The sequence below is a fragment of the Humibacter albus DSM 18994 genome, from assembly GCF_000421825.1.
GTDB classification, from domain to species: domain Bacteria; phylum Actinomycetota; class Actinomycetes; order Actinomycetales; family Microbacteriaceae; genus Humibacter; species Humibacter albus.
Genome location: NZ_ATXT01000005.1, coordinates 1 through 21,718 on the forward strand (window position 1 = coordinate 1; position 21,718 = coordinate 21,718).

Genomic DNA, 21,718 nt, shown 5'->3' on the forward strand with positions numbered 1-21,718 from the left:
TCAACGCCACCACCGGAGAACTCCTACGCGAACTGACCATCAACCTCGAACGCGACTACCAACCCCGCACAAAGCAATAGCCCGAACCCACACAACGTGGGTTCGGGCTATTCCGATGTCCTGAGACATCACAACGTCGGGATGACAGGATTTGAACCTGCGGCCCCTTGACCCCCAGTCAAGTGCGCTACCAAGCTGCGCCACATCCCGTTGTTCACTTTTTAGGCCGCGTCGCCGCGCTAGTGCCCCTGACCCCCAGTCAAGTGCGCTACCAAACTGCGCCACAGCCCGTCGGCCATCACGTGGACGGCCTCGGACAGTTTACAGGCTCCGAGAGGGTCGCTTGCACCACCCGGGACGGCGGACTCCGAACGCGTCGCGTCGACATGACGGTTCGCGCTCTCCCGCCGAGTACATGCCGATTCGGCATGTACTCGGGCGAATGTCCTGTCGAGCGCGACTGCAGCGCCCGCGATCACAGCGCCAGCGATCACAGCCGTCCGCATAACGCCGGCCACAACCCCGCGATGTACGGACTCCGGTTGTCGGCGGCAGCCGCTACCGTGTGGTCATGGCTGCAACGTCGCAGAACCGCGGAACGCAAGGCCGCGGAGTGCAAGGCCGCAGAGCGCAGAGCAGCGGAACGCAACGCCGCAGAACTCAGGACCCCGGAACACAGGACCCCGGAACGCAGGACGGCGGAACGCAGAGCCCGGGAACTCGGGGACGAGAGCGCGGGCATCCGCGCGCCGCAGGCATCCGCATCGTCCCCATTGCGGATGCCCCGTGGCACGACGTGCGCACCGTGTTCGGCACGCGCGGCGACCCGTCCACGTGCTGGTGCCAGTACTTCAAGCTATCGGGACGGCAGTGGCGCGAAGCGACTGTTCCCGAGTGCGAGGCCGCGTTGCACGAGCAGTCGGAGCACGACCCGGGTCCGGGTCTCCTCGCGTACGAGGGCGACGAGCCCGTCGGGTGGGTGGCAGTCGAGCCGCGAACGCGGTACTCGCGGCTGCAGTCCTCGACGATCGTGAAGGCCGGCAGCGTCGAGCCGGCGGACGACACGAGCGTCTGGGCGATCACCTGCTTCGTCGTGCGGGTCGGATTCCGGCGGCGCGGTGTCGGAACGGCGCTGCTCGCGGGCGCACTCGAGCACGCGCAGGCATCCGGTGCGCGGGTCGTCGAGGCATATCCGGTCGACACGACGGAGCGCAAGGCATCCGCCGCCGATCTCTATCACGGCGTGCTGGCCTCCTTCGTCGATGCCGGGTTCGAGGTTGCGGCCCGGCCGATTCCCGGCAGGGCCGTTGTGCGCCACGCGTTCACGAACTGAGCACCCGGCGTTCGGAGAACCGACGCCGCTCGGGAGCGGGCGCCCACATCTCGCACAGGGCCCCGTGCCCCTAGGCTGTCCCCATGAGCGGTAAGGACGGTCGCCTTCGGTTCGAGCATCAGAAGATCCACAGTGCCGCAGAACTGTTCGAGGCCGGCAAGGCCGCTCGCGGCGGGCTGCCTCGATCCGCCCACGCGGAGTACACGCCTCCGAAGCACCGCGATCCTGTCGGCGTGCTGCGCGCGCAGCACGAACACCGCGTGAAGGAGTTGGTGCCGCTGCGACTGGAGCGGATGACCGCCAGCCCCTTCGCGTTCTACCGCGGGTCCGCTGCGATCCAGGCCGCCGACCTGCGCGACGCGCCCCGCACCGGAGTCGATGTCACCATCTGCGGTGACGCGCACCTGGCCAACTTCGGCATCTACGCCTCCCCCGAACGCTCCCTGGTCTTCGACCTGAACGACTTCGACGAGGCGGCATACGGCCCGTGGGAGTGGGACGTCAAGCGCTTCGTCACGAGCGTCGTCATCGCCGCCCGCCACCGCGGATTCAAGGAGTCCAAGGTGCAGACCGCCGCGCTCGAGGCGGCCGCGAGCTATCGCATCGCCCTACGTCAGATCACCCAGCTCAGCGTTCTCGAGCGCTATTACATCCGCGCCGACGTGCACCGCGGACAGCGATCGGCGAGCTCGCAGAAGATCCTCGACCACGCCATCGACGCGGCATCCCGACGCACCTCCGCCCGCGTCGTGCGCAAGATCACCCAGCGCACCGACGACGGCACCACCGCCATCGTCGAGAACCCGCCCGTGCTCACCCACGTGCCCGAGGCCACCGAGAAGGACGTGCTCGCCATCGTCGACACCTACCTAACAACGGTGCCATCCGACATCGCCGTGCTGCTGTCGCAGTACGTTCCCACCGATGCCGTGCGGCGCGTCGTCGGTGTCGGCAGCGTCGGCACGCTCTGCTACATCATCGTGTTCTCCGGCCCGGCGGGAGAGTCGCTCGTGCTCCAGCTCAAGGAAGCGAACGAATCGGTAGCCGTCGAGTTCGGCGGAGCCGCAGCGGGATGCGCCCCCGCGTTCGAGTCGCGCGCCGATCGCGCCGAACACGGCCATCGCGTCGTGGCGAACCAGCACGTGCTGCAGGCCGTCAGCGACCCCTTCCTCGGCTGGGTCAGCCACGAAGGTCGCGCGTTCTACGTGCGCCAGTTCCGCGACCAGAACGTTTCCATCGACACCGAGACGCTCGACTTCCGCCCGTTCACCGACTACGTGGATGCCTGTGGCACCGTCCTCGCTCGCGCCCACGCCCAGTCTCCCGCGGCCCCGTTCATCGCCGGATACCTCGGGGGCGGCACGCCGTTCGATTCCGCGGTCGCGGAGTGGGCATCCGCCTATGCCGACCAGGCCGCGGCCGACTACAAGACGCTGCGCAAAGCCGTCAAGGCCGGAGAGATCTGAGGAAGACCGCGGAACCGTCGCGCCCGCGGCACAGCCGAGCCTTCCCGCAAGCACCTAGCGGCGGCGCTTCTCCCGCATCGGCCGCGCGGCATAGCCGCCATGCTGGCCGACCGCGACCGAGGACGGCCGCGGCGGTGTGCGGCGCGAAGGTCCGGGCGTGACGATGTCACGCTTCCCAAAATCAGGGTTGACCTTCGCGGAATCGCCGCCTCAACGGCGCCGCTTCTCCCGCACACGCATATTCAGCACGATGGGAGTTCCCTCGAAGCCGTAGAGCTCCCGCAGGCGGCGCTGAATGTAGCGGCGGTAGCCCGGGTCGAGGAACCCGGTCGTGAACAGCACGAATGTCGGCGGCCGGCTCGAGGCCTGCGTGCCGAACAGGATGCGTGGCTGCTTGCCGCCGCGCACCGGGTGCGGGTGCGCCGCGGTGAGCTCCGCGAGGAACGCATTGAACTTGCCGGTCGGGATGCGCGTGTCCCACGACTCCAGAGCCGTCTCCAACGCCGGCACGAGCTTCTCGAGGTGGCGTCCCGTGCGCGCTGAGATGTTGACGCGTGGCGCCCAGGCGACGTGCGCGAGATCCTGTTCGATCTCCCGCTCCAGGTAGCGACGCCGATCGTCGTCGAGCAGATCCCACTTGTTGTACGCCAGCACAAGCGCGCGCCCACTCTCCAACACGAGGTCGATGATGCGCACATCCTGCTCGCTGATCGGCTCGCTCACGTCGAGCACGACCACCGCCACCTCCGCCTTCTCGAGCGCCGTGCTCGTGCGCAGCGACGCGTAGAAGTCGGCGCCCTGCTGCAGGTGCACGCGGCGACGGATGCCCGCGGTGTCGACGAACCGCCACACGCGTCCCCCGAGCTCGATCTGCTCGTCCACCGGGTCGCGGGTGGTGCCGGCGAGGTCGTTCACGACCACGCGCTCCTCCCCCGCGGCCTTGTTCAGCAGGCTCGACTTGCCGACGTTCGGCCGACCGACGATGGCGACTCGACGCGGACCGCCCACCTCGCGCTGCGCGTACGCGGACTCCTCGGGCAGCACTTTCAGCAGCTCGTCGAGCAGATCGGCCACACCGCGGCCGTGCAGTGCGCTGACCGGATGCGGCTCCCCCAGCCCCAGAGACCACAGCTCGGTCGCGTGCGGCTCCTGCCGCGCATCGTCCACCTTGTTCGCCACCAAGAACACGGGCTTCTTCGTCTTGCGCAGCAGGCGCACCACGTGCTCGTCGGTGGAGGTCGCACCCACGTTCGCGTCGACCACGAACAGCACCGCATCGGCGAGCTCGATCGCGATCTCGGCCTGCGCGGCCACGGACGCGTCGATGCCTCGCGCATCGGGCTCCCAGCCGCCGGTGTCGACCACGCTGAACCGCGTGGAGTTCCATTCGGCCTGGTACGACACGCGGTCGCGCGTCACGCCGGGCACGTCCTCGACGACGGCCTCACGGCGACCCAGGATGCGGTTCACGAGCGCCGACTTGCCCACGTTCGGCCGACCGACGATCGCCACCACCGGCAGCGCGGGCAGGTAGTGGATCTCGTCCGGGTTCTCGGTGACGGCGTCCAGGACGTCGAGATCGGTGTCGTCGAGCTCATAGTCGTCGAGCCCGGCACGCAGCGCTGTGGCCCGCTGATGCGCGATGTCCTCGTCCACGTTCGCGAGGCGCTCCGCGAGGTCGTCGGGGACGGCGTCGAAGTCGTCGTCACGTTCGGGTCTGGTCTCAGGCATCCGTTCCTCCTCGGGACGGCGGCACGGCGTGCGTGGCACGCGCGGCCTGGATCACGTCGATCACGGCGTCGACGGTCTGATCGAAGTTCAAATCGGTGGAATCCACCGTGGTCACGCCCTCGGCGGCGGTCATGAAGTCCGTCACCTGCGAGTCGGCACGATCGCGCGCGTGCAGCTGCGCGGCGACGTCGTGCGCCGACTGGCCGTCGAGTTCACCGGCCCGCCGAGCGGCACGCACCTGAGGCGAGGCGGTGAGCAGAATGCGCGCCGGAGCATCCGGTGCCACGACCGTGGTGATGTCTCGCCCCTCGGCGACGATGCCCTCGTGGTCGCTCGATCCGAGGATGTCCCGGAACAGCTCGTTCAGCCGCTCCCGCACCTGCGGCACGCGCGCTACCGCGCTCACCCTGGCCGAGATCTCGGGATCACGGATGTCTGTGGTCACGTCGCTCTCGCCCACGAACACGAGCAGACGCCCGGGCTCGGCGTCGATGCGGTAGTCGAAGTCGGGGATGACGCCGACCACCGCGTCCGCGTCGGTCACGTCCACGCCGCGTCTACGGGCGAACCAGGTGAGCGCACGGTAGGCGGCTCCCGTGTCGAGGAACGCGAAGCCGAGCTTGGCGGCGACCGCCTTGCTCACGCTGGACTTGCCGCTGCCGGCCGGTCCGTCGACGGCCACCACGAACGGCACACCTCTCGTGCTCGTGCTCGTCTCGATGTTGTTCTCCGGGCTCATCCGGCGATCCTCCATCCGCGGGCCGACAGGTCGTCGACCGCTCGACTCTTCACCTCCGGAAGCACCGCGAGTTCCGCAAGCCCCACGAGGGCGCCTGGCGAGTGCTCGAGTCTGAGGTCTTCGATGTTCACGCCGATCTCGCCGAGCTCGGTGAACAGACGGCCCAGTTCGCCCGGCTTGTCGTCGACCATGACGATCACGCTGGCATAACGACGGTCCTGTCCGTGCTTGCCCGGCAATCCGGCCACGCCGGCGTTTCCGGCCGCCAGCTCCCCCGCGATGGTGCGGCGAGCGCCCGGGGCGCCGACGTCTGAAAGGGCGACGAGCGCGGCATCCAGATCGTCCCGGTAGGCGCGCAGGATCTCCACCACCGCCGGGGCGTTCGCTGCGAGAATCTGCACCCAGAGCTCCGGGTCGCTCGCCGCGATGCGCGTCACGTCGCGCACCCCCTGGCCCGCCAGCGACAGCGCTCCGGGAGGGGCGGCGGTGAGCCGCTTCGCCATCAGCGTCGAGATCACCTGGGGCGCGTGCGACACGAGCGCGACGGCCGCGTCGTGCTCATCGGCCGGCAGCGACGCCGGCGTCGCCTGAAGATCGAGAATGAGTCGTTCCACGAGGTTGATGCGCGCCGGCTCCACTTCCGCCCGCGGGCACACCACCCAGGGCCGCCCGATGAAGAGGTCGGCACGCGCCGAGATGGGCCCGCCGCGTTCGCGACCGGCGAGCGGATGCGATCCGACGTAGCGGCTGAGGTCGGCGCCCACAGCGGTGAGTTCGGTCAGCGGCGCCATCTTGACACTCGCCACGTCGGTCACCGTCGCGTTCGGATACGCGGCCAGCTCGGCCGCGACCACGGCGGCCGTCGCATCCGGCGGAACGGCCACCACGATCAGCGCCGGGTCGTCGCCCTCATGCGCGGCCCGTCCCGCACCGTAATCGATCGCGAGGTCGAGAGTGGCGCGCGAGGCATCCGCGAGAATCACGTCGACGCCGCGTTCGGTGAGCCCGAGGCCGATGGACGCCCCGAGCAGGCCGGCGCCCACGACGCGCACGCTGCCGTCCAGGCGCGCGGCAGGGTTCTGATTCACGTTCGCTCCGATTTCGACCTGGCAAGAGTGAGCACCTGGCCGAGTTCGATTTTAGTCAGTTCGCGGGTCGCCCCCGACTTCAGGGTTCCCAGCCTCAGTGGCCCGAACTGCCGCCGCACCAGCGCCGTCACCGGATGCCCGACCGCGTCGAGCATGCGCCGCACGATCCGGTTCCTTCCGGAATGGAGCGTGACCTCGACGATGCTCTGGCCTGCGGATGCCTGCACCAGCCGAGCCTTGTCGGCCGCGATCGGTCCGTCCTCGAGCTCGATCCCGCGCGTGAGCTTCGTCAACGTCGCCGGTGCCACGCTTCCGCGCACCGTCGCGATATAGGTCTTCGTCACACCGAAGGACGGATGCGCGAGCACGTTCGCGCTCTCGCCGTCGTTCGTGAGCAGCAGGAGTCCGCTGGTGTCGGCATCCAGTCGTCCGACGTTGAACAGGCGTTCGTCGTACCGCTGCGTGAACTGCCGCAGATCGGGCCTGCCGCGGTCGTCGCGCATGGTGCTGACCACGCCCGTGGGCTTGTTGAGCATGACGTAGCGTTTGGAGGAATCCAGCTGCACGGCGCTGCCATCCACCTCGAGCTGGTCGGTCTCGGGGTCGATGCGGCTGCCGAGCTCGCGCACGACGTCGCCGTTCACGCGCACACGGCCCTCCACGATGAGCTGCTCGCTCACGCGTCGGGAGGCGACGCCGGCGGCGGCCATCACCTTCTGCAGCCGCTCCCCCTCGCCTGAGCCGCCCGTCCGCTCAGCGGAACCGTCCCGGTCAGCGCACATCGCCGTCGAACCCTTCGGTGCCGTCGGCGAGCAGCGGCGAGATCAGCGGCAGCTCCTCGATCGAGTTGATGCCGAGCTGCTGGAGCAGCAGATCGGTTGTGCCGTAGTTGATGGCGCCGGTCTCCGCGTCGGCGAAAAGCTCGGTGATGAGCCCGCGCGAGAGGAGCGTCCGCACCACGGAGTCCACGTTCACAGCCCGGATGGACGCGATCGAACCGCGTGTGATCGGCTGCCGGTAGGCGATCACCGCGAGCGTCTCGAGCGCGGCCTGCGAGAGCTTGGTCGGAGCCTGGTCGGTGACGAAGTCGGCGACCAGACGGTCGTACTCCTCGCGCACGTAGAACCGCCAGCCTCCGCCGACCTCGCGCAGCTCGAATCCGCGCCGCACGCCGCCGGCTTCGGTGTCGCCGTCGTAGTCGGCCACGAGCCCGTCGATCGCCTGGCGCACGGCGGCGACCGGGGCACCGACCGCGGTGGCGAGCGTTACCAGCGGGAGCGGCTCGTCGGCCACCATGAGCACGGCCTCGATCGCGCGCGGGATGTCGTGCACCGGCTTGTCCTCGTGAGCGTGCTCGAACGCATTCCGAGCTGCGGCGAGCTTCTGCTTTCCGGAGCTTGAGCGCGCCGCATCGTCCGCATGCTGATCAGCGCCTGCTCGCTGCTCGGCGCCCGCTTGCTCAGTCCCCGCTTGCCCAGCGGCGTCTTGCCGAAGTGTCACCGCAGCATCCTGTTCGCTCTCGTCTCGATCATCCATAATCGGCTCCCAGATTGGCGAGGTTCTCGTCGGACCAGCCCTCGGCCACCCACCTGATCGTCAACTCGCCCAGCGGCTCGAGCTGCTCGAAGGCGACGGCCGCGAACCGGTAGAGCTCCAGTACGGCGACGAACCGCGCGACGACCACGCCCTTGCGATCGGCGCCCGCGATCAGCTCGCGAAACGTGTAGGGCGTGCCACGGCGCAGCTGCGACACCACGATCGCCGCCTGCTCACGCACGCTCACCAGCGGGGCGTGCAGGTGGTCGAGCTCCACGACGGGTATCGCCTTCGGCGCGAACGCGAGTTCCGCGATCGCCGCGAAGTCGTCGACGCTGAGGTTCCAGGCCAGCTCGGGCTCGCGCGAGCGGTACTTCTCGTCGAGCCGAACGGATCGCGGATGCCGCGACCACTCCGCCGCCAGGTGTGAGCCGAACCACTCCGAAGCCTGCTTGAACGCCCGGTACTGCAGCAGGCGCGCGAACAGCAGGTCGCGGGCTTCCAGGAGCGCGACGTCTTCGGCATCCACGAGCTCGCCCTGCGGCAGCAGGCCCGCCACCTTGAGGTCGAGCAGCGTCGCCGCCACGACGAGGAACTCACTGGCTTGATCGAGTTCGTCCTCGGTGTCGATCTTGCGCAGGTAGGCGATGAACTCGTCGGTGACCGCGCTCAGCGCCACCTCGGTGATGTCGAGCTCGTGGCGGCCGATCAGGCTCAGTAGAAGGTCGAACGGGCCCTCGAACACCTCGAGCGCGACGCGGAACGCCGGGCCCGCGTCACCGGCAGCGACCGGGGCGGTGTCGTCATTCGGCGCAGCGCCCTCGGGCTCGACGACGTCGTGCGCGCCGTCCTCAGGCGGCGGCGCCACGGAACACCAGTTCCCGCGCCAGCTGACGATACGCGTCGGCGGCCTGGTGCTCCGGCGCGAACTGGGTGATGGGCGTGGCGGCGACGGAGGCGTCGGGGAACTTCACGGTTCGCGCGATCACCGTCTCGAGCACCTTGTCGCCGAAGGCGTCGACCACGCGCTCCAGGACCTCGCGTGAGTGCAGCGTGCGCGCGTCGTACATGGTGGCGAGGATCCCGTCGAGCTCGAGCGCGGGGTTCAGCCGCTCGCGCACCTTGTCGATGGTCTCGATGAGAAGGGCGACACCGCGCAGCGCGAAGTACTCGCACTCGAGCGGGATGAGCACGCCGTGGCTCGCCGTCAGCGCGTTCACGGTGAGGATGCCGAGCGACGGCTGACAGTCGATGAGCACGACGTCGTAGTCTCCCGCGACCTTGCGCAGCACGCGGGCGAGCGCCTGCTCGCGGGCGACCTCGTTGACCAGGTGCACCTCGGCGGCGGACAGGTCGATGTTGGCCGGGATCACGTCGAGCCCGGGCGTCGCGGTGTGCTGGATCGCCTCGGCGGGGTCGTGCGCGCTCGACAGCAGCAGATCGTAGATCGTGATGGCTTCGTGGGTCGGGACGCCGAGACCCGCGGACAGCGCTCCCTGCGGATCGAAGTCGACGGCCAGCACGCGCCGGCCGTACTCGGCGAGAGCGGCCCCGAGGTTGATGCTCGAGGTGGTCTTGCCGACGCCGCCCTTCTGATTGCACAGGGCGATGACGCGCGCGGGACCGTGCGACGACAACGCCGGCGGTTCGGGGAACGAGCGCAGCGGCCGCCCTGTCGGACCGAGCTCCTGGGTGGCGACGTCACCGAAGCCCGGCAGTTCCTGCTCGTCGGCTGGGTTACGCGCCACGACTCCTCCGCTCAGTACACGCCTGGATGCGGCTTCGAGTCTATCGATCATCCGTACCGGGAACAGGCAGGAACGCCGCCAGTCGCCGCGCGCGGGATTGCGGTGCGGACGACGAGTGTGAAGACCCTCATCCGCGACACTTCGGAGGGAGACGCTGCCCGCACATCGACGTTGTTAGCGTGGTCCGCGTGACACGTCGACCGAAAGCCGGGGCGATCGCCGCCTTCGCGGCGGTCGCCGCCCTGCTCGCCGCCGTTCCGCTATCCGGCGCTCCGGCTGCGGCATCGGCGCACGGCACTCAGGTCGCGATGACGGCCGCCGGGAGCGGCGACGGCCGGCAGGATGCCCCGGCGAGCGGCTCGCAGGCATCCTCGTCGCACGCCGTCGCCGCCTCGATGAGCGAGCAGACGACGTCCGCCGGACTGCCACGCGGCACCGGCAAGGTGCTCAGCTTCACGCTGCCCTATCTCGCCGACACGGTGCACGACCCGAACGCGCAGGAAGTCGCTCAGCACGCAGCAGGCGACGCGCCGTTGCTGCTGTTCCTCCCGGCGACGGGCGAGGTGCCGAACAACTACCGGGAGTTCCTCAGCACCGCCGTGTCGGCGGGCTTCAGCGTGCTCGGTCTCGACTACTGGAACATCGGAAAGTCCGTCACCCGCACCTGCCGGGCGGACGCCAGCTGCTACACGAAACTCCAGGAGAACCGCTACAACGGAACCGATCGCTCCCGCTTCAGCCGCGTGGGCACCGCGAACTCGATCCTGCGCCGCTACGGTGCCGCGATCGCCTACCTCGAGCAACAGGATCCGGCCGGCGCCTGGGGTCGCTTCCTCATCGACCACCATCCGGCCTGGAAACGGATCGTGCTGGCCGGCCACTCCCAGGGCGGCGGGGAGTCCGCGTTCCTCGCACACTTCCACCGCGTGCGGGGAGTGCTCACCTACTCGTCGCCGGTCGAGACGTACAACGATGTGTCGGCATCCTGGATGCGCACCCCCGGCCGCACTCCGCCGTCGCGCATGTACGGGTTCGACGACGTGCACGACGTGTACTACGCCCGCATCACCGACTCGTGGGCCCGCCTCGGCATGGGGGTCGTCGACCGCTCAGCCGCCACGCCGGTGCCCACCGGCAGCCACGTGCTGCTCAGCTCGCTCGACACGGGCACGCCGCTGGAGGCCCACGGCCACTCCGTCAACGACTTCGGCCCGCGCACGGCGAAGGGGACCATGGTCTTCGCGCCGACCTGGCGCTGGATGCTCCAGCAGGTGCGTTGACCTGCTACCGCGCCCGCGGATGCGCCGTCGTGTACATGTCCCGCAGCGTGTCGGCGGTCACGAGCGTGTAGATCTGCGTCGTCGCCACCGACGAGTGACCGAGTAGCTCCTGCACGACGCGCACATCGGCGCCGCCCTCCAGCAGATGCGTGGCGAACGAGTGACGCAGGGTGTGCGGAGAGACGGATGCCGCCAGCCCGGCCCGCTCGGCCGTCGCCTTGATGATCAGCCAGGCGCTCTGCCTGCTCAGCCGTGCGCCGCGCGCGCCGAGGAAGAGGGCGGGCGTCGCCTTGCCGCGACTCGAGTACACCGGCCGCACTCGCACCAGGTAGTCGTCGAGCGCACGCCGGGCATAGGTCCCCAACGGCACGATGCGCTGCTTGCTGCCCTTGCCGGTGAGCCGCACGATCTCACGGTCGATCACGTCGTCGACGTTGAGATCGATCGCCTCCGACACCCGCGCCCCTGTCGCGTACAGAAGCTCGAGCAACGCCTTGTCGCGCAGCAGGAACGGCTCGTCGCCGTCCGTCGCGTTCAGCAGCGCTTCCACCTGCTGCACCGTCAGCGCCTTGGGCAGGCGTGACGGCAGTTTGGGCGGCCGCACCTCGCGGGTCGCGTCCTCCTCCACCTCGCCCTCGTCCAGCAAGAATCTGTGCAGGCCGCGCACCGAGGAGAGCATCCGGGCGACGGACGACGGACCGAGCCGGGTCGGGTCATCCTGCTCGACGCCGTTCGGCCGGTAGGTGGTGGTGAGGTGCCGGGCGTACTCGTCGAGGTCGCGCACCGCCAAGGATCGCATGTCGTCCACGCCGCGGCCGTTCAGCCAGTCCAGGTAGACGCCGAGGTCGCGCCGGTAGGCCTCGACGGTGTTGCGGGACAGCCCGCGCTCGATGCCGACGTGTCGCAGATAGGACTGCACCGCGGCATCCGGGGTCATCGTGCCGCCGTACCGGTGTCCGGCGTCGACGGATGTCCGTTCTCCAGGGGCCGCGACAGCCACGAACCGCGCTCCAGCGGAAGGTCGGGTGCGCCGAGCGAGGCGTATCCCCCGGCCCGGGAGGCCGCCGCCGCCAGCACGCCGACCGCGAGCGGGGCGTTGCGCAGCCGCCGCTGCAGCACGGCGTGCACGACCTCGTCGAGCGGAACCCAGCGCACGCGGATGTCGGCTTCCTCCTCTTCACGCGCGAACACGTCGTCGGCCTCGCGGATGCCTCGGGCCAGGTAGATGCGGATGATCTCGTTGCTCCCGCCCGGCGAGCTGGCGATGTCCGTCAGCACGTTCCAACTCTCGGCGACCGCGTCGGCCTCTTCGGCGAGCTCGCGCTGTGCGGCCGCTAGCGGCGCCTCGTCCGACACATCGAGCAGGCCGGCGGGCAGCTCCCAGTCCCGGGAGCGGATCGGGTGTCGGTACTGCTGAATCAGCAGCACCCGGTCTGTCTCGTCCAGCGCCAGCACCGCGACAGCGCCGGTGTGGTCGACGTACTCGCGCACAACGCTCGAGGAGCCGAGGTCGACGGCGTCGCGACGCACGTCCCAGACGCGACCGCGGTAGACGACCTCGGAGTCGGTGACGGTGCCCTTCAGGGGCTCGTCGGCGAGGTCGCGGTCGAGATCGTCAGGCATCTTCTTTCACCTCGAACAGACGACTGGACTCCTGGCGGTCGAGCGCGGCGGCGATGAGGCCGCGGAACAGCGGATGCGCCCGGTTCGGCCGCGAGAGCAGTTCCGGATGCGCCTGCGTGCCCACGTAGAACGGGTGAACGTCGCGCGGCAGCTCGACGTACTCGACCAGGTGGCCGTCGGGGGACGTCCCCGAGAAGACGAGGCCGGCATCCGCGATCTGCTGCCGATACTTGTTGTTGACCTCGTAGCGGTGGCGATGGCGTTCGGATGCCTCGCCCGTGCCATACAGATCCGCCACGATCGAGCCCTCGGCCAGATCGGCCGGGTACAGCCCGAGGCGCATGGTGCCGCCGAGGTCGCCTCCCGCGATGATCTCGACCTGCTCCGCCATCGTGGCGATCACGGGGTACTCCGTGTCGGGATCGAACTCGCTCGAGGATGCCCCGGCGAGACCGGCCTCGTCCCTCGCATACTCGATCACCATGCACTGTAGCCCGAGGCAGAGCCCGAGCACCGGGATGCCGTTCTCGCGCGCGAAGCGCAGCGCGCCCAGCTTGCCCTCGATGCCACGGATGCCGAACCCGCCGGGAACGCAGATGCCGTCCACGTCGGCGAGCTCGCGCGCGGCGCCGTCCGGCTCCTGGCATCCGTCGCTGGCGATCCACTTGAGGTTCACCTTGGCGCGGTTCGCGAACCCACCGGCCCGCAGCGCTTCGGTGACCGAGAGGTAGGCATCGGGCAGATCGACGTACTTGCCTACCAGACCGATGGTGACCTCGTGCTTCGGCTCGTGCACGACCCTGAGCAGGGCGTCCCAGCTCGCCCGATCGGGTTCGCCTGCCCGAAGATCGAGCTGGCGCACGATGTAGTCGTCGAGCCCCTGCTCGTGCAGCATGTTCGGAATGTCGTAGATGCTCGGCACGTCGACGGCGTTCACGACCGCACTCTCGTCGACGTCGCACATCAGCGCGATCTTCTTCTTGTTGCTCTCGGAGACCGGGCGGTCGCTGCGCAGCACGAGCGCGTCGGGCTGAATGCCGATGGAGCGCAGTGCGGCGACGGAGTGCTGCGTCGGCTTGGTCTTCTGCTCGCCCGACGCGTTCATGTACGGCACGAGGGAGACGTGCACGAAGAAGCAGTTCTGACGGCCGAGCTCGTGACGAACTTGCCGGGCCGCCTCGATGAACGGTTGCGACTCGATGTCACCGATCGTGCCGCCGACCTCGGTGATGATGACGTCGGGCCGAGGAACGTCGGATGCCTGCAGCCGCATGCGCCGCTTGATCTCGTCGGTGATGTGCGGAATCACCTGCACCGTGTCGCCGAGATACTCGCCACGACGCTCCATCGCGATCACCTGCGAGTAGATCTGCCCGGTGGTCACGTTCGCGGCCTGGCTCAGGTTGACATCGAGGAACCGCTCGTAGTGTCCGATGTCGAGGTCGGTCTCGGCACCGTCATCCGTGACGAACACCTCGCCGTGCTGGAACGGGTTCATCGTCCCGGGGTCGACGTTGAGGTACGGATCGAGCTTCTGCATCACGACGCGCAATCCCCGCGAGGTGAGCAGGTTGCCCAGGCTGGCGGCCGTGAGACCCTTGCCCAACGAAGAAACGACACCACCTGTCACGAAAATGTGTTTGGTAGTGCCGTTCGGCTTGCTGTGATCGTTTGAAGGGCCCGCGTCAGTAATATCCACCACGGGCTTTCATCCTATCGCACGCCCATCCATCGGCTCTGCATGTGCGGTGTCGCGTCGGGTGTCGGGCGAAGACGCGGTCAACGCCCCGCCGTCCACCTCAGGTCGGAATGCCCGCCCGCTCACGCGCGATCTCCAGCAGCTCCTGCGCGTGCGCGAGCCCGCTCTCGGAATCCGGCAGCCCGGAGAGCAGCCGCGCCATCTCGGCGACGCGGTCGTCGCCGTCCAGTTGCCTGATGCTGGACGCCGTGACCGACCCGTCACCGGCCTTCACCACCGTGAGATGGTTCGTGGCGAACGCCGCCACCTGAGCGAGGTGCGTCACCACGATCACCTGAGCGCTCTCGGCGAGTCTGGCGAGTCTGCGACCGATCTCGATCGCGGATGCCCCGCCCACGCCCGCGTCAATCTCGTCGAACACGAAGGTGGGGACCGGCTCGCTGCCGGCCAGCACCACCTCGATGGCGAGCATCACCCGCGAGAGCTCACCGCCCGACGCACCCTTGCCGAGAGGCCGCGGCTCCACTCCCGCGTGCGGCTTCAGCAGGATCGAGACCGCGTCCCGCCCGTGGATCGTCAGTTCGTCGCGGCCCTCCACCTGCACGACGACGGCCGCTTCCGCCATGGCCAGCGCAGCCAGTTCAGTGGTCACCCGCTCGGCGAGCTCCACGGCCGCCCGGGAACGCAGCTCGCTCACCGAGGCCGCCAGCCGCTGGACTTCCGCCTGATCGTCCACGACCAGCGTGGTCAGCTGCTCGATGCGGTCCTCGTCGCCTTCCAACTCCGCGAGCCGGTCGCCACCGGTGGCCGCACGGTCCAGAACCTCGTCCAGAGTCGGTCCGTACTTGCGCACCAGCGCCGTCAGCTCCGCACGACGTTCCTGGATCAGTTCCAGATCGTGAGCGCCGTCGGCGTCGAGCGCGGCGAGATACGTCGAGAGCTGCGCCGCGGCATCCTCGATTTGAAAGCCGAGGCCGGCGAGGGACTGCGCCAACTCCTCGAGGGCCGAGTCGTGGGCTCCGGCGCGCTCCAGTTCTCGACGCGCCCCCTCCAAGAGGCCGCGTATGTCGGGCCCCTCGGACGCCTCGGCCGACAGCGCCTCCCTGGCCAGGGACGCAGCGACCCGCAACGACTCGAGGTTGGTGAGCCGCTCGGACTGTTCCGCGAGCGTCTCGTCTTCGCCGGGTTCCGGCGCGACCGCCTCGATCTCGCTCAGCGCCACGCGCAAGTCGTCGGCCTCTCGCGCGCGCCGGTCCCGCTCGTCGACGAGCTCGGCCAGTTCCTCGCGGTTGGCACTCCACCGGGTGAAGGCCTGCCGGTAGGACTCGAGGGCCTCCGCGACGGGCGCGCCGGCGAATCGGTCGAGCGCCTCCCGTTGCGCGGTCGTGGAGCGCAATCGCAGCTGGTCGGACTGACCGTGCACGACCACGAGCTGCTCGGCGAGTTCGGCGAGCACGCTGACCGGCGCACCGCGCCCGCCGACCACGGCGCGGCTACGCCCTCCGGCGGCGACGGAACGGCTCAGCACCAGCTCACCGGTGGATGGCTCATCCGATTCGTCGAGATCGCCCCCGGCATCCCGCACTCGCTCCGCGACGTCGCCGTCGTTCGGTACGCGCCAGCGACCCTCGACCCACAGCTGGGCACTGCCGGCGCGCACCACGGCGCTGTCGGCCCGTTCTCCGAGGAGCAGCCCCAGGGCCGTGACGATCATCGTCTTGCCCGCGCCGGTCTCGCCGGTGACCGCGGTGAACCCCGGACCAAGCGGTAGCGTGGCCCGCTCGATCACGCCGAGGTCTCGGATCGAGATCTCCTCAATCACGGCCGCTCGGTCCTCGCCACCCGGTGACCGGAAGATCGAACTTGCGCACGAGACGGTCGGTGAACGGCGCGGTGTGCAGCCGGGCGAGCTTCACGGGCGTGGGCGACCGCCACACCATGACGCGGGCACCGGCCGGAAGGTCGATCGTGCGCCGTCCATCGCACCACAGCACCGCCGGCGTGTCGGTGCGCCGCAGCAGCTCGACCGCGAGAACGGAGTCCGCCGCCACCACGAGCGGGCGCGCGAACAGCGCATGGGCGCTGAGCGGCACGAGGAGCATCGCGTCGAGCGTCGGCCACACCACGGGGCCGCCCGCTGAGAAGGAGTAGGCGGTCGACCCGGTCGGCGTGGACATCACGACGCCGTCGCAACCGAAGCTCGACAGCGGTCGGCCGTCGACCTCGACGACCACTTCGATCATCCGCTCCCGGCTGGCTTTCTCGATGCTCGCCTCATTCAGCGCCCAGCTCTCGTAGACCGTGTCACCGTCGGAGGTGACCCGCACGCCGATCGTCATGCGCTGCTCGACGGAGTAGTCGCGCCGCAGGGCTCGGGACACCGCCTGCTCGAGATCATCACGCTCGCTCTCGGCCAGAAAGCCGACGTGGCCCAGATTGACGCCGAGCAGGGGCACGTCAGCGCCGCGGACGGTCTCCGCCGCTCGCAGGATGGTGCCATCACCGCCGAGCACGATGACCAGCTCGAGCTCATCGGGCGCCACCTGTTCGCCGAGCACCGGCAACGACGCCAGGTTCGGCTCCGCCTCGACGAGCTCGTCCCGCTCATCCGGTCCCAAGACGGGATCGACGCCCGCCTCGATGAGCTGTCTGCACACGCGGATGCCCGCGAGAACAGAGTCTCCCCGGCCGGTGTGCGACACCACGAGAAAATACCGCCGGGGTTCGCCCACGCGCCTCACTCTCCCACCATCGCGCCGATCAAGTCCAACCATTCTGTCGGATGCCGCCCCGTCCGTGTGCTCAGCCGCATGAGGTACTCACGATTGCCGTGACTTCCCGCGATGGGGGACGCAAGGACGCCGGCGGTCGGCAGACCGAGGTCCCACGCCGCCCACAGCACAGAAGTGACGGCATCTTCGCGCAGTGCGGCGCTGCGCACGATGCCCTCCCGAATGCCGGTGCGCCCCACCTCGAACTGCGGCTTCACCAGCAGCACGAACTCCGCCTGTCTGCCCACCGCCTCCACGAGGGCGGGGAGCACGAGGGTCAACGAGATGAACGACAGATCGCCCACGACGAGTCCCACCTCGCGTCCCTGCGCCAGAGCTCCCAGCCCGGTGGCATCGAGATAGCGCGCATTGACGCCTTCCGCCACAGTCACCCGGGGGTCGTCCGCGATCTCCGGCACGAGCTGCCCGTGGCCGACGTCGAGCGCGATCACATGATCCGCGCCTCGTTCGAGCAGCACCTGCGTGAATCCGCCGGTCGAGGCGCCGACGTCCAATGCCGTCAAGCCGGCCGGGTCGACACCGAATCCGTCCAGCGCCGCGATCAGCTTGTGTGCAGCTCGACTCACGTAGTGGTCCGCCTCTGCGACAGTGATCACGGCATCCTCGGACACCCGACTGGATGCCTTCAGCACGTTGCGCCCGTCGACGCTGACTGCGCCCTCGGCGATCAGCTTCGCGGCATGGGTGCGGGAGCGCGCGAGACCGCGGGCGGTCACCGCGGCATCCAAGCGCTCAGCCATCCGTGCGTGGGTCTCCGCCCTCGAGCGACGCGGCGAGTTCGGAGTGGATGCGCGTGTACGCGTCCGCGCGCTCGGCAAGCGGCCGCTCTTCGATCAGCCTCAACCGCGACAGCAAACCGTCATCGTTGGCCTCTTCGCGGCCATCGTCCACGCCCATCGGATCAGCGGTACCCGCCGGGCCGCGAGTCTCCGTCCGTCCATCGTCTGGGCGCTCGTCATCGACCAGAGGGGTGCGATCGTCGACGCTGTGGTTGGAGTCGTGCGGCATGTGTTCCACGCTACCGCCGCGCGGGAACGCGGACCGGCCGCGACGCCGTCGTCCCGGGTTCCACGACGCCGTCTTCCATCCTGACCGCAACCGTTCGGCGCGCGATTCTGCATCGCGTCCGCCCGGAGCGCGGGATCAGGCGTAGAGCTCTTCCGGCACGTCGAGCGTGAAGATCGGCCGACCCGTGTTCCAGATCAGCGTGCTCGCTGCGCGCAGCAGGTCGATCTCCTTCTCGCCTCGCTTCACGATCCGCACCGCATCGCCGTCCAGCCGCACGGCTGCCCCTCGCACCTCCACCGCGCTGCCCGAACGTGAGATCGACGGTGTGGGGTACGGCTCGCTGAGCTCACGCAGGTCGGAGAGCACGTAGGTCGGACGCTCCTCCTTCTTCGCGGCGAGCACCTGTTTCGCGCGATCGATGCCGGTGAGCACGAGGGCGGATGCCATGCCCACCCGCACCGCTCCGGCGATATCGGTATCGAGGCGGTCACCCACCGCAAGCGGTGACTTCGCGCCGAACCGCTCCACCGCCAGGTCGTACATCGGTCGCTCGGGCTTGCCCGCCACGACCGGCAGCCGACCAACGGCGGTGTGCACCGCGGAGACGAGCGTGCCGTTGCCCGGGGCTATGCCTCGCGCCTGCGGAATCGTCCAGTCCGTGTTCGTTGCCACCCAGACGACATCGGCGTCGGCCAGCGCGAACGATGCCTCAGCGAGCTGCGTCCAGACCACGTCCTGCGCGAATCCCTGCACGACGGCGGCCGGTGAGTCCTCGGCACTCCGGGTGACGGTGTAGCCGGCCTTGCCGAGTTCCGTGACCAGCCCGTCGCCTCCCACGACGAGCACCGTCGAGCCGCCGGGCACGAGGTCGTGAAGAATCCGCACCGCAGCCTGCGGCGAGGTGACGATATCGTCGCCGCGCACCCGGAAGCCGAGCTCGGTGAGCTGCTCCGCGACGGACTCGGGCGTGCGCGAGGCGTTGTTGGTCAGACATCCGAGGCGGATGCCTGCGTCCTGCGCCGCGTTCAGCGCGTCGGCCGCGTGCGGAATGGGAGCCGATCCCGCATAGAGCACGCCGTCGAGATCCGCCAGCACCACGTCCACCCCGTCGAGCGGCGCCCGCTGCTTGCCGAAGAGCCCGCGCAGGCCGCGCTCACTCGGCATCGGCATCCTCATCGTCGCGGGTCCCTTTTGCCTCGGCGGTCTCCGCCTCAGCCTGGTCCGTGTCGGGCGCGTCCGCCTCGGCGGTCTCCCCGGCGGCTCCGTCCGCCTCGACGGCATCCACCTCGGCCGTCTCCAACTCGACCGTCTCCAACTCGACCGTCTCCAACTCGACCGCGACCGGCTCCGCGGCGCCCACCTCGGCCCCGGCCATGTCCGCCTCGGCATCCCCTGCCTCCGCTGTATCCGCCTGCTCGACCGCGAACTCCTCTTCCTCAACGAGGACCACGTCTTCGTCGACCTGGCCGAGTGCCTCTCGCGCTCGACCCGCCAGCGTGTGCCACTCCGCGGCGTCGGATGGCCGTCCCAGGTCTTCGAGCACCGTCGCGTAGGCGTCGAAGAGTTCGGGGCTATACGAGAACGCCCGAGAACGGTTCAGCTGGGGAATCTCGAGCTCGGCGAGAGCCGCTTCCGTCTCACCGCGATCGAGCCGAGCGCCCGACATGGCGATCGCGAGCGAGACCTGCACGTCCGCCGGCAGCGCGGCGCGGTCCACCGACCGTCCCAGTTCCAGAGCTCGGTCCGCTCGCCCGACACCGCGTTCGCTGTCGACCATCAGCGCGATCTGGTCATCCTTTCCGGAGATGCGCCTGTATGTCCGCAGCTCTCGCAGCGCCAATGCGTACTCGCCCATGCGATAGGCGGTGATCGCCAGCGTCTCTCGCACGACGGCCACGCGGCCGGCGCGTCGCTCGGCGGCCAGCGCATGGCGATGCGCGAGTGCGGGATCGTCGTCGATGAGCTGAGCCGCCATGGCCAGGTGGCGCGCCACCTCGTCGGCGTTCTCCCTGCTCAGCGTCTTCAACTCGGCCCGCGCGGCACGGTTGAGGTCTTTCGCCGTGACCGATTCCGGCAGTTCGGGCTCGTCGTGGCGCGGACGAGGCGCGCGAGGCGCCCACTCCCGGTCATCGGATGCCGCCCCTCGGCGATCGAACGACCGCCGGTCGCCCGCGCGGTCCGCTCCGCCCCGCAAGCCACGGCCCTGGAACTCGCTCCGCGGCGTTCGCTGCCGCTCGGAGCCGCGGGCGTACCCGCCCCGCGAGTCCTCGCGCCGCTGGCCCGAACGCTCGGAACCGCGAGCGTCCCTGCTCCGATCGTCCCTGCTCCAATCGGCGCGGTCACGGCTCCCTCCGCGATTGGACTTCGGGTCCCACCGCTCGGGACGAGTGCCTCGGTCCGTCCCGCCGCGACCGGCTTCACCCGCGCGTTCCGTCCTCCCGCGACGGTCGTCACCCCTTCCGCGGCGGTTGTCACCGCCGCGGTCGGGTCCCCAGCCACGGCGCGGTTCCGCGTCACGACCGCTTCCCGACGACCCGCGTCCCTCGGCCGCGCCGCGCGCACGGCCGCGGCGATCATCGAAGGCTCTGCCGGCGCGCGCGGAGTGGTCTCCGCCATCTCGCGCCTGCCACTCGCGCCCGCCGCGGTCGCTCCTCGGCCGACCCGCGCTGTTCGCCCCGGTCGCACGGGAGTTCCATCCCCCGCGGCCGGAGGCACCCGAGCGTTCTGAGCGTCCCCCTGCGGACGTCCGTCTCTCATCGCCAGAAGGCTTGCTCGTCGAACCCCCATCGCGGCCGCGGAACACACGACGGCCGTCACGATCATCTCGAGGCCCTGAGCCCCGGCTACCGTCCTGCCGACGCGAGCCAGAACTATCGGCTCCAGATCCCGGAGAACGGGTTCCCTGAGAGCGAGGGCGTTCCGCACCAGGCTCGCGGGACCACGAACTCGACGTCCTCGGGGAGCGCCCTTCTCGGGCGGATCCCCTCTTGCCTGCTCCCGCACCCCGTGCATCACCGCGTCCAGGACCGTCTCCGCGGCCGCGTGCCGGCCGACCGGAGCCCTCACGGGAGGATCGAGACGCGCCGTCGCGCTCGTTGGAGTCTCTGTCGTCGTCGGCCATGCCGATCATCCCTTTCCCACGGCATCGTTCTGCCCGCAGTGCACTTTTGTGATGTTAACGCGAAATGGCCACCCGTCGATGGGTGGCCATTTCGTCAATAGAAGTCCGGCGGTGTCCTACTCTCCCACAGGGTCCCCCCTGCAGTACCATCGGCGCTGAGAGTCTTAGCTTCCGGGTTCGGAATGTGTCCGGGCGTTTCCCTCTCGCTATGGCCGCCGAAACAGTGTGTGATGTTTCAGTGTTTGTTCAACACAAAGCGTGTTTGTGTTGGTTCTCGACCGTACATCGAGAACCACTCAGTGGACGCGGGCATCCGGCTCCTCATACCAGCCTTACAACGGTATGAGAATGATGATTATCAAGTTGTTGGCTTATTAGTACCGGTCAGCTGCACAGGTCGTTAGTCCCTGCTTCCACATCCGGCCTATCAACCCAGTCGTCTGGCTGGGAGCCTCTCACCCTAAAGGGCATGGAAGTCTCATCTTGAGGCCGGCTTCCCGCTTAGATGCTTTCAGCGGTTATCCATCCCGAACGTAGCTAATCAGCGGTGCTCC

At 69.2% G+C, this 21,718-nt stretch carries 19 protein-coding genes, 1 tRNA gene and 2 rRNA genes; 3 read left to right on the forward strand and 19 right to left on the reverse strand.

Features of this window, described 5'->3' with window-relative positions:
* Nucleotides 1-136: 136 nt before the first annotated feature.
* Nucleotides 137-210 (reverse strand) — tRNA-Pro (locus H623_RS0101120).
* A 361-nt stretch (nucleotides 211-571) separates the two neighbouring features.
* Between H623_RS0101120 and H623_RS0101125 the strand changes: the two genes are divergently transcribed.
* Together H623_RS0101125 and H623_RS0101130 are read left to right on the forward strand one after the other, a co-directional pair.
* The gene (locus H623_RS0101125) at nucleotides 572-1,333 is read left to right on the forward strand and encodes a GNAT family N-acetyltransferase (protein ID WP_022899104.1); all 762 of its coding nucleotides are present in this window, start codon (nucleotides 572-574) and stop codon (nucleotides 1,331-1,333) included.
* An 83-nt stretch (nucleotides 1,334-1,416) separates the two neighbouring features.
* Nucleotides 1,417-2,799 carry a DUF2252 domain-containing protein gene (locus H623_RS0101130; protein WP_022899105.1) on the forward strand — a complete coding sequence of 461 codons (1,383 nt, stop codon included), beginning with the start codon at nucleotides 1,417-1,419 and terminating at the stop codon, nucleotides 2,797-2,799.
* A gap of 210 nt (nucleotides 2,800-3,009) precedes the next feature.
* On the opposite strand, the gene der is transcribed toward H623_RS0101130, so the two are convergent.
* From der to H623_RS0101165, 7 genes are all read right to left on the reverse strand, one after another.
* Nucleotides 3,010-4,530: a ribosome biogenesis GTPase Der gene (der, locus tag H623_RS0101135; protein ID WP_022899106.1), complete on the reverse strand. Its 1,521-nt coding sequence runs from the start codon at nucleotides 4,528-4,530 to the stop codon at nucleotides 3,010-3,012.
* A complete protein-coding gene (gene cmk / locus H623_RS0101140) occupies nucleotides 4,523-5,269 on the reverse strand; it encodes a (d)CMP kinase (protein WP_022899107.1) in 747 nt (248 codons plus the stop codon). Before cmk ends, der begins: the two co-directional genes overlap by 8 nt.
* Nucleotides 5,266-6,357 (reverse strand): prephenate dehydrogenase, encoded by a 1,092-nt coding sequence (locus tag H623_RS0101145; RefSeq protein WP_022899108.1) that lies wholly within the window; start codon nucleotides 6,355-6,357, stop codon nucleotides 5,266-5,268. The genes cmk and H623_RS0101145 overlap by 4 nt, the downstream gene beginning before the upstream one ends.
* Complete coding sequence (locus H623_RS0101150) at nucleotides 6,354-7,139, reverse strand: pseudouridine synthase (protein ID WP_022899109.1); 786 nt, start codon at nucleotides 7,137-7,139, stop codon at nucleotides 6,354-6,356. The genes H623_RS0101145 and H623_RS0101150 overlap by 4 nt, the downstream gene beginning before the upstream one ends.
* On the reverse strand, nucleotides 7,129-7,689 hold the full coding sequence (scpB, locus tag H623_RS17130) for an SMC-Scp complex subunit ScpB (protein WP_033371060.1): 561 nt from the start codon (nucleotides 7,687-7,689) through the stop codon (nucleotides 7,129-7,131). The genes H623_RS0101150 and scpB overlap by 11 nt, the downstream gene beginning before the upstream one ends.
* Nucleotides 7,690-7,885: 196 nt before the next feature.
* Nucleotides 7,886-8,761 (reverse strand): segregation and condensation protein A, encoded by an 876-nt coding sequence (locus H623_RS0101160; RefSeq protein ID WP_022899111.1) that lies wholly within the window; start codon nucleotides 8,759-8,761, stop codon nucleotides 7,886-7,888.
* Nucleotides 8,745-9,641: a ParA family protein gene (locus H623_RS0101165; protein WP_022899112.1), complete on the reverse strand. Its 897-nt coding sequence runs from the start codon at nucleotides 9,639-9,641 to the stop codon at nucleotides 8,745-8,747. Before H623_RS0101165 ends, H623_RS0101160 begins: the two co-directional genes overlap by 17 nt.
* A gap of 188 nt (nucleotides 9,642-9,829) precedes the next feature.
* Between H623_RS0101165 and H623_RS0101170 the strand changes: the two genes are divergently transcribed.
* Nucleotides 9,830-10,921: a BPSS1187 family protein gene (locus tag H623_RS0101170; protein WP_157560853.1), complete on the forward strand. Its 1,092-nt coding sequence runs from the start codon at nucleotides 9,830-9,832 to the stop codon at nucleotides 10,919-10,921.
* A gap of 4 nt (nucleotides 10,922-10,925) precedes the next feature.
* Here the strand turns inward: H623_RS0101170 and xerD are convergent, their stop codons facing one another.
* The 11 genes from xerD to H623_RS0101225 form a co-directional block, all read right to left on the reverse strand.
* Nucleotides 10,926-11,858, reverse strand: a complete 933-nt coding sequence (gene xerD, locus H623_RS0101175; RefSeq protein WP_022899114.1) for a site-specific tyrosine recombinase XerD — start codon at nucleotides 11,856-11,858, stop codon at nucleotides 10,926-10,928.
* Nucleotides 11,855-12,544, reverse strand: a complete 690-nt coding sequence (locus H623_RS17135) for an NUDIX domain-containing protein (RefSeq protein WP_022899115.1) — start codon at nucleotides 12,542-12,544, stop codon at nucleotides 11,855-11,857. The genes xerD and H623_RS17135 overlap by 4 nt, the downstream gene beginning before the upstream one ends.
* Nucleotides 12,537-14,246 (reverse strand): CTP synthase, encoded by a 1,710-nt coding sequence (locus H623_RS0101185; protein ID WP_022899116.1) that lies wholly within the window; start codon nucleotides 14,244-14,246, stop codon nucleotides 12,537-12,539. Before H623_RS0101185 ends, H623_RS17135 begins: the two co-directional genes overlap by 8 nt.
* A 97-nt stretch (nucleotides 14,247-14,343) precedes the next feature.
* The gene (gene recN / locus H623_RS0101190; protein ID WP_022899117.1) at nucleotides 14,344-16,065 is read right to left on the reverse strand and encodes a DNA repair protein RecN; all 1,722 of its coding nucleotides are present in this window, start codon (nucleotides 16,063-16,065) and stop codon (nucleotides 14,344-14,346) included.
* Nucleotides 16,058-16,975 (reverse strand): NAD kinase, encoded by a 918-nt coding sequence (locus H623_RS0101195; RefSeq protein ID WP_022899118.1) that lies wholly within the window; start codon nucleotides 16,973-16,975, stop codon nucleotides 16,058-16,060. Before H623_RS0101195 ends, recN begins: the two co-directional genes overlap by 8 nt.
* Before the next feature lie 5 nt (nucleotides 16,976-16,980).
* A complete protein-coding gene (locus H623_RS0101200; protein ID WP_022899119.1) occupies nucleotides 16,981-17,775 on the reverse strand; it encodes a TlyA family RNA methyltransferase in 795 nt (264 codons plus the stop codon).
* Complete coding sequence (locus H623_RS17140) at nucleotides 17,768-18,043, reverse strand: hypothetical protein (protein ID WP_022899120.1); 276 nt, start codon at nucleotides 18,041-18,043, stop codon at nucleotides 17,768-17,770. Before H623_RS17140 ends, H623_RS0101200 begins: the two co-directional genes overlap by 8 nt.
* A gap of 135 nt (nucleotides 18,044-18,178) precedes the next feature.
* Nucleotides 18,179-19,207 carry an HAD-IIA family hydrolase gene (locus H623_RS0101210; protein WP_033371063.1) on the reverse strand — a complete coding sequence of 343 codons (1,029 nt, stop codon included), beginning with the start codon at nucleotides 19,205-19,207 and terminating at the stop codon, nucleotides 18,179-18,181.
* Nucleotides 19,197-20,237, reverse strand: a complete 1,041-nt coding sequence (locus H623_RS22010; RefSeq protein WP_022899122.1) for a hypothetical protein — start codon at nucleotides 20,235-20,237, stop codon at nucleotides 19,197-19,199. The genes H623_RS0101210 and H623_RS22010 overlap by 11 nt, the downstream gene beginning before the upstream one ends.
* A 1,030-nt stretch (nucleotides 20,238-21,267) precedes the next feature.
* A 5S ribosomal RNA gene (rrf, locus tag H623_RS0101220) occupies nucleotides 21,268-21,384 on the reverse strand.
* 134 nt (nucleotides 21,385-21,518) lie between these two features.
* Nucleotides 21,519-21,718: ribosomal RNA gene (locus H623_RS0101225) — 23S ribosomal RNA — on the reverse strand; the annotation flags it as partial.

What these genes read in the sequence shown, in the direction of transcription:
- H623_RS0101150 (WP_022899109.1), bottom strand. Translation starts at nt 7,139, where the DNA reads ATGTGCGCTGACCGGGACGGTTCCGCTGAGCGGACGGGCGGCTCAGGC.
- xerD (WP_022899114.1), bottom strand. Translation starts at nt 11,858, where the DNA reads ATGACCCCGGATGCCGCGGTGCAGTCCTATCTGCGACACGTCGGCATC.
- der (WP_022899106.1), bottom strand. Translation starts at nt 4,530, where the DNA reads ATGCCTGAGACCAGACCCGAACGTGACGACGACTTCGACGCCGTCCCC.
- H623_RS0101210 (WP_033371063.1), bottom strand. Translation starts at nt 19,207, where the DNA reads ATGCCGAGTGAGCGCGGCCTGCGCGGGCTCTTCGGCAAGCAGCGGGCG.
- H623_RS0101130 (WP_022899105.1), top strand. Translation starts at nt 1,417, where the DNA reads ATGAGCGGTAAGGACGGTCGCCTTCGGTTCGAGCATCAGAAGATCCAC.
- H623_RS0101125 (WP_022899104.1), top strand. Translation starts at nt 572, where the DNA reads ATGGCTGCAACGTCGCAGAACCGCGGAACGCAAGGCCGCGGAGTGCAA.
- cmk (WP_022899107.1), bottom strand. Translation starts at nt 5,269, where the DNA reads ATGAGCCCGGAGAACAACATCGAGACGAGCACGAGCACGAGAGGTGTG.
- H623_RS0101200 (WP_022899119.1), bottom strand. Translation starts at nt 17,775, where the DNA reads ATGGCTGAGCGCTTGGATGCCGCGGTGACCGCCCGCGGTCTCGCGCGC.
- H623_RS17135 (WP_022899115.1), bottom strand. Translation starts at nt 12,544, where the DNA reads ATGCCTGACGATCTCGACCGCGACCTCGCCGACGAGCCCCTGAAGGGC.
- H623_RS17140 (WP_022899120.1), bottom strand. Translation starts at nt 18,043, where the DNA reads ATGCCGCACGACTCCAACCACAGCGTCGACGATCGCACCCCTCTGGTC.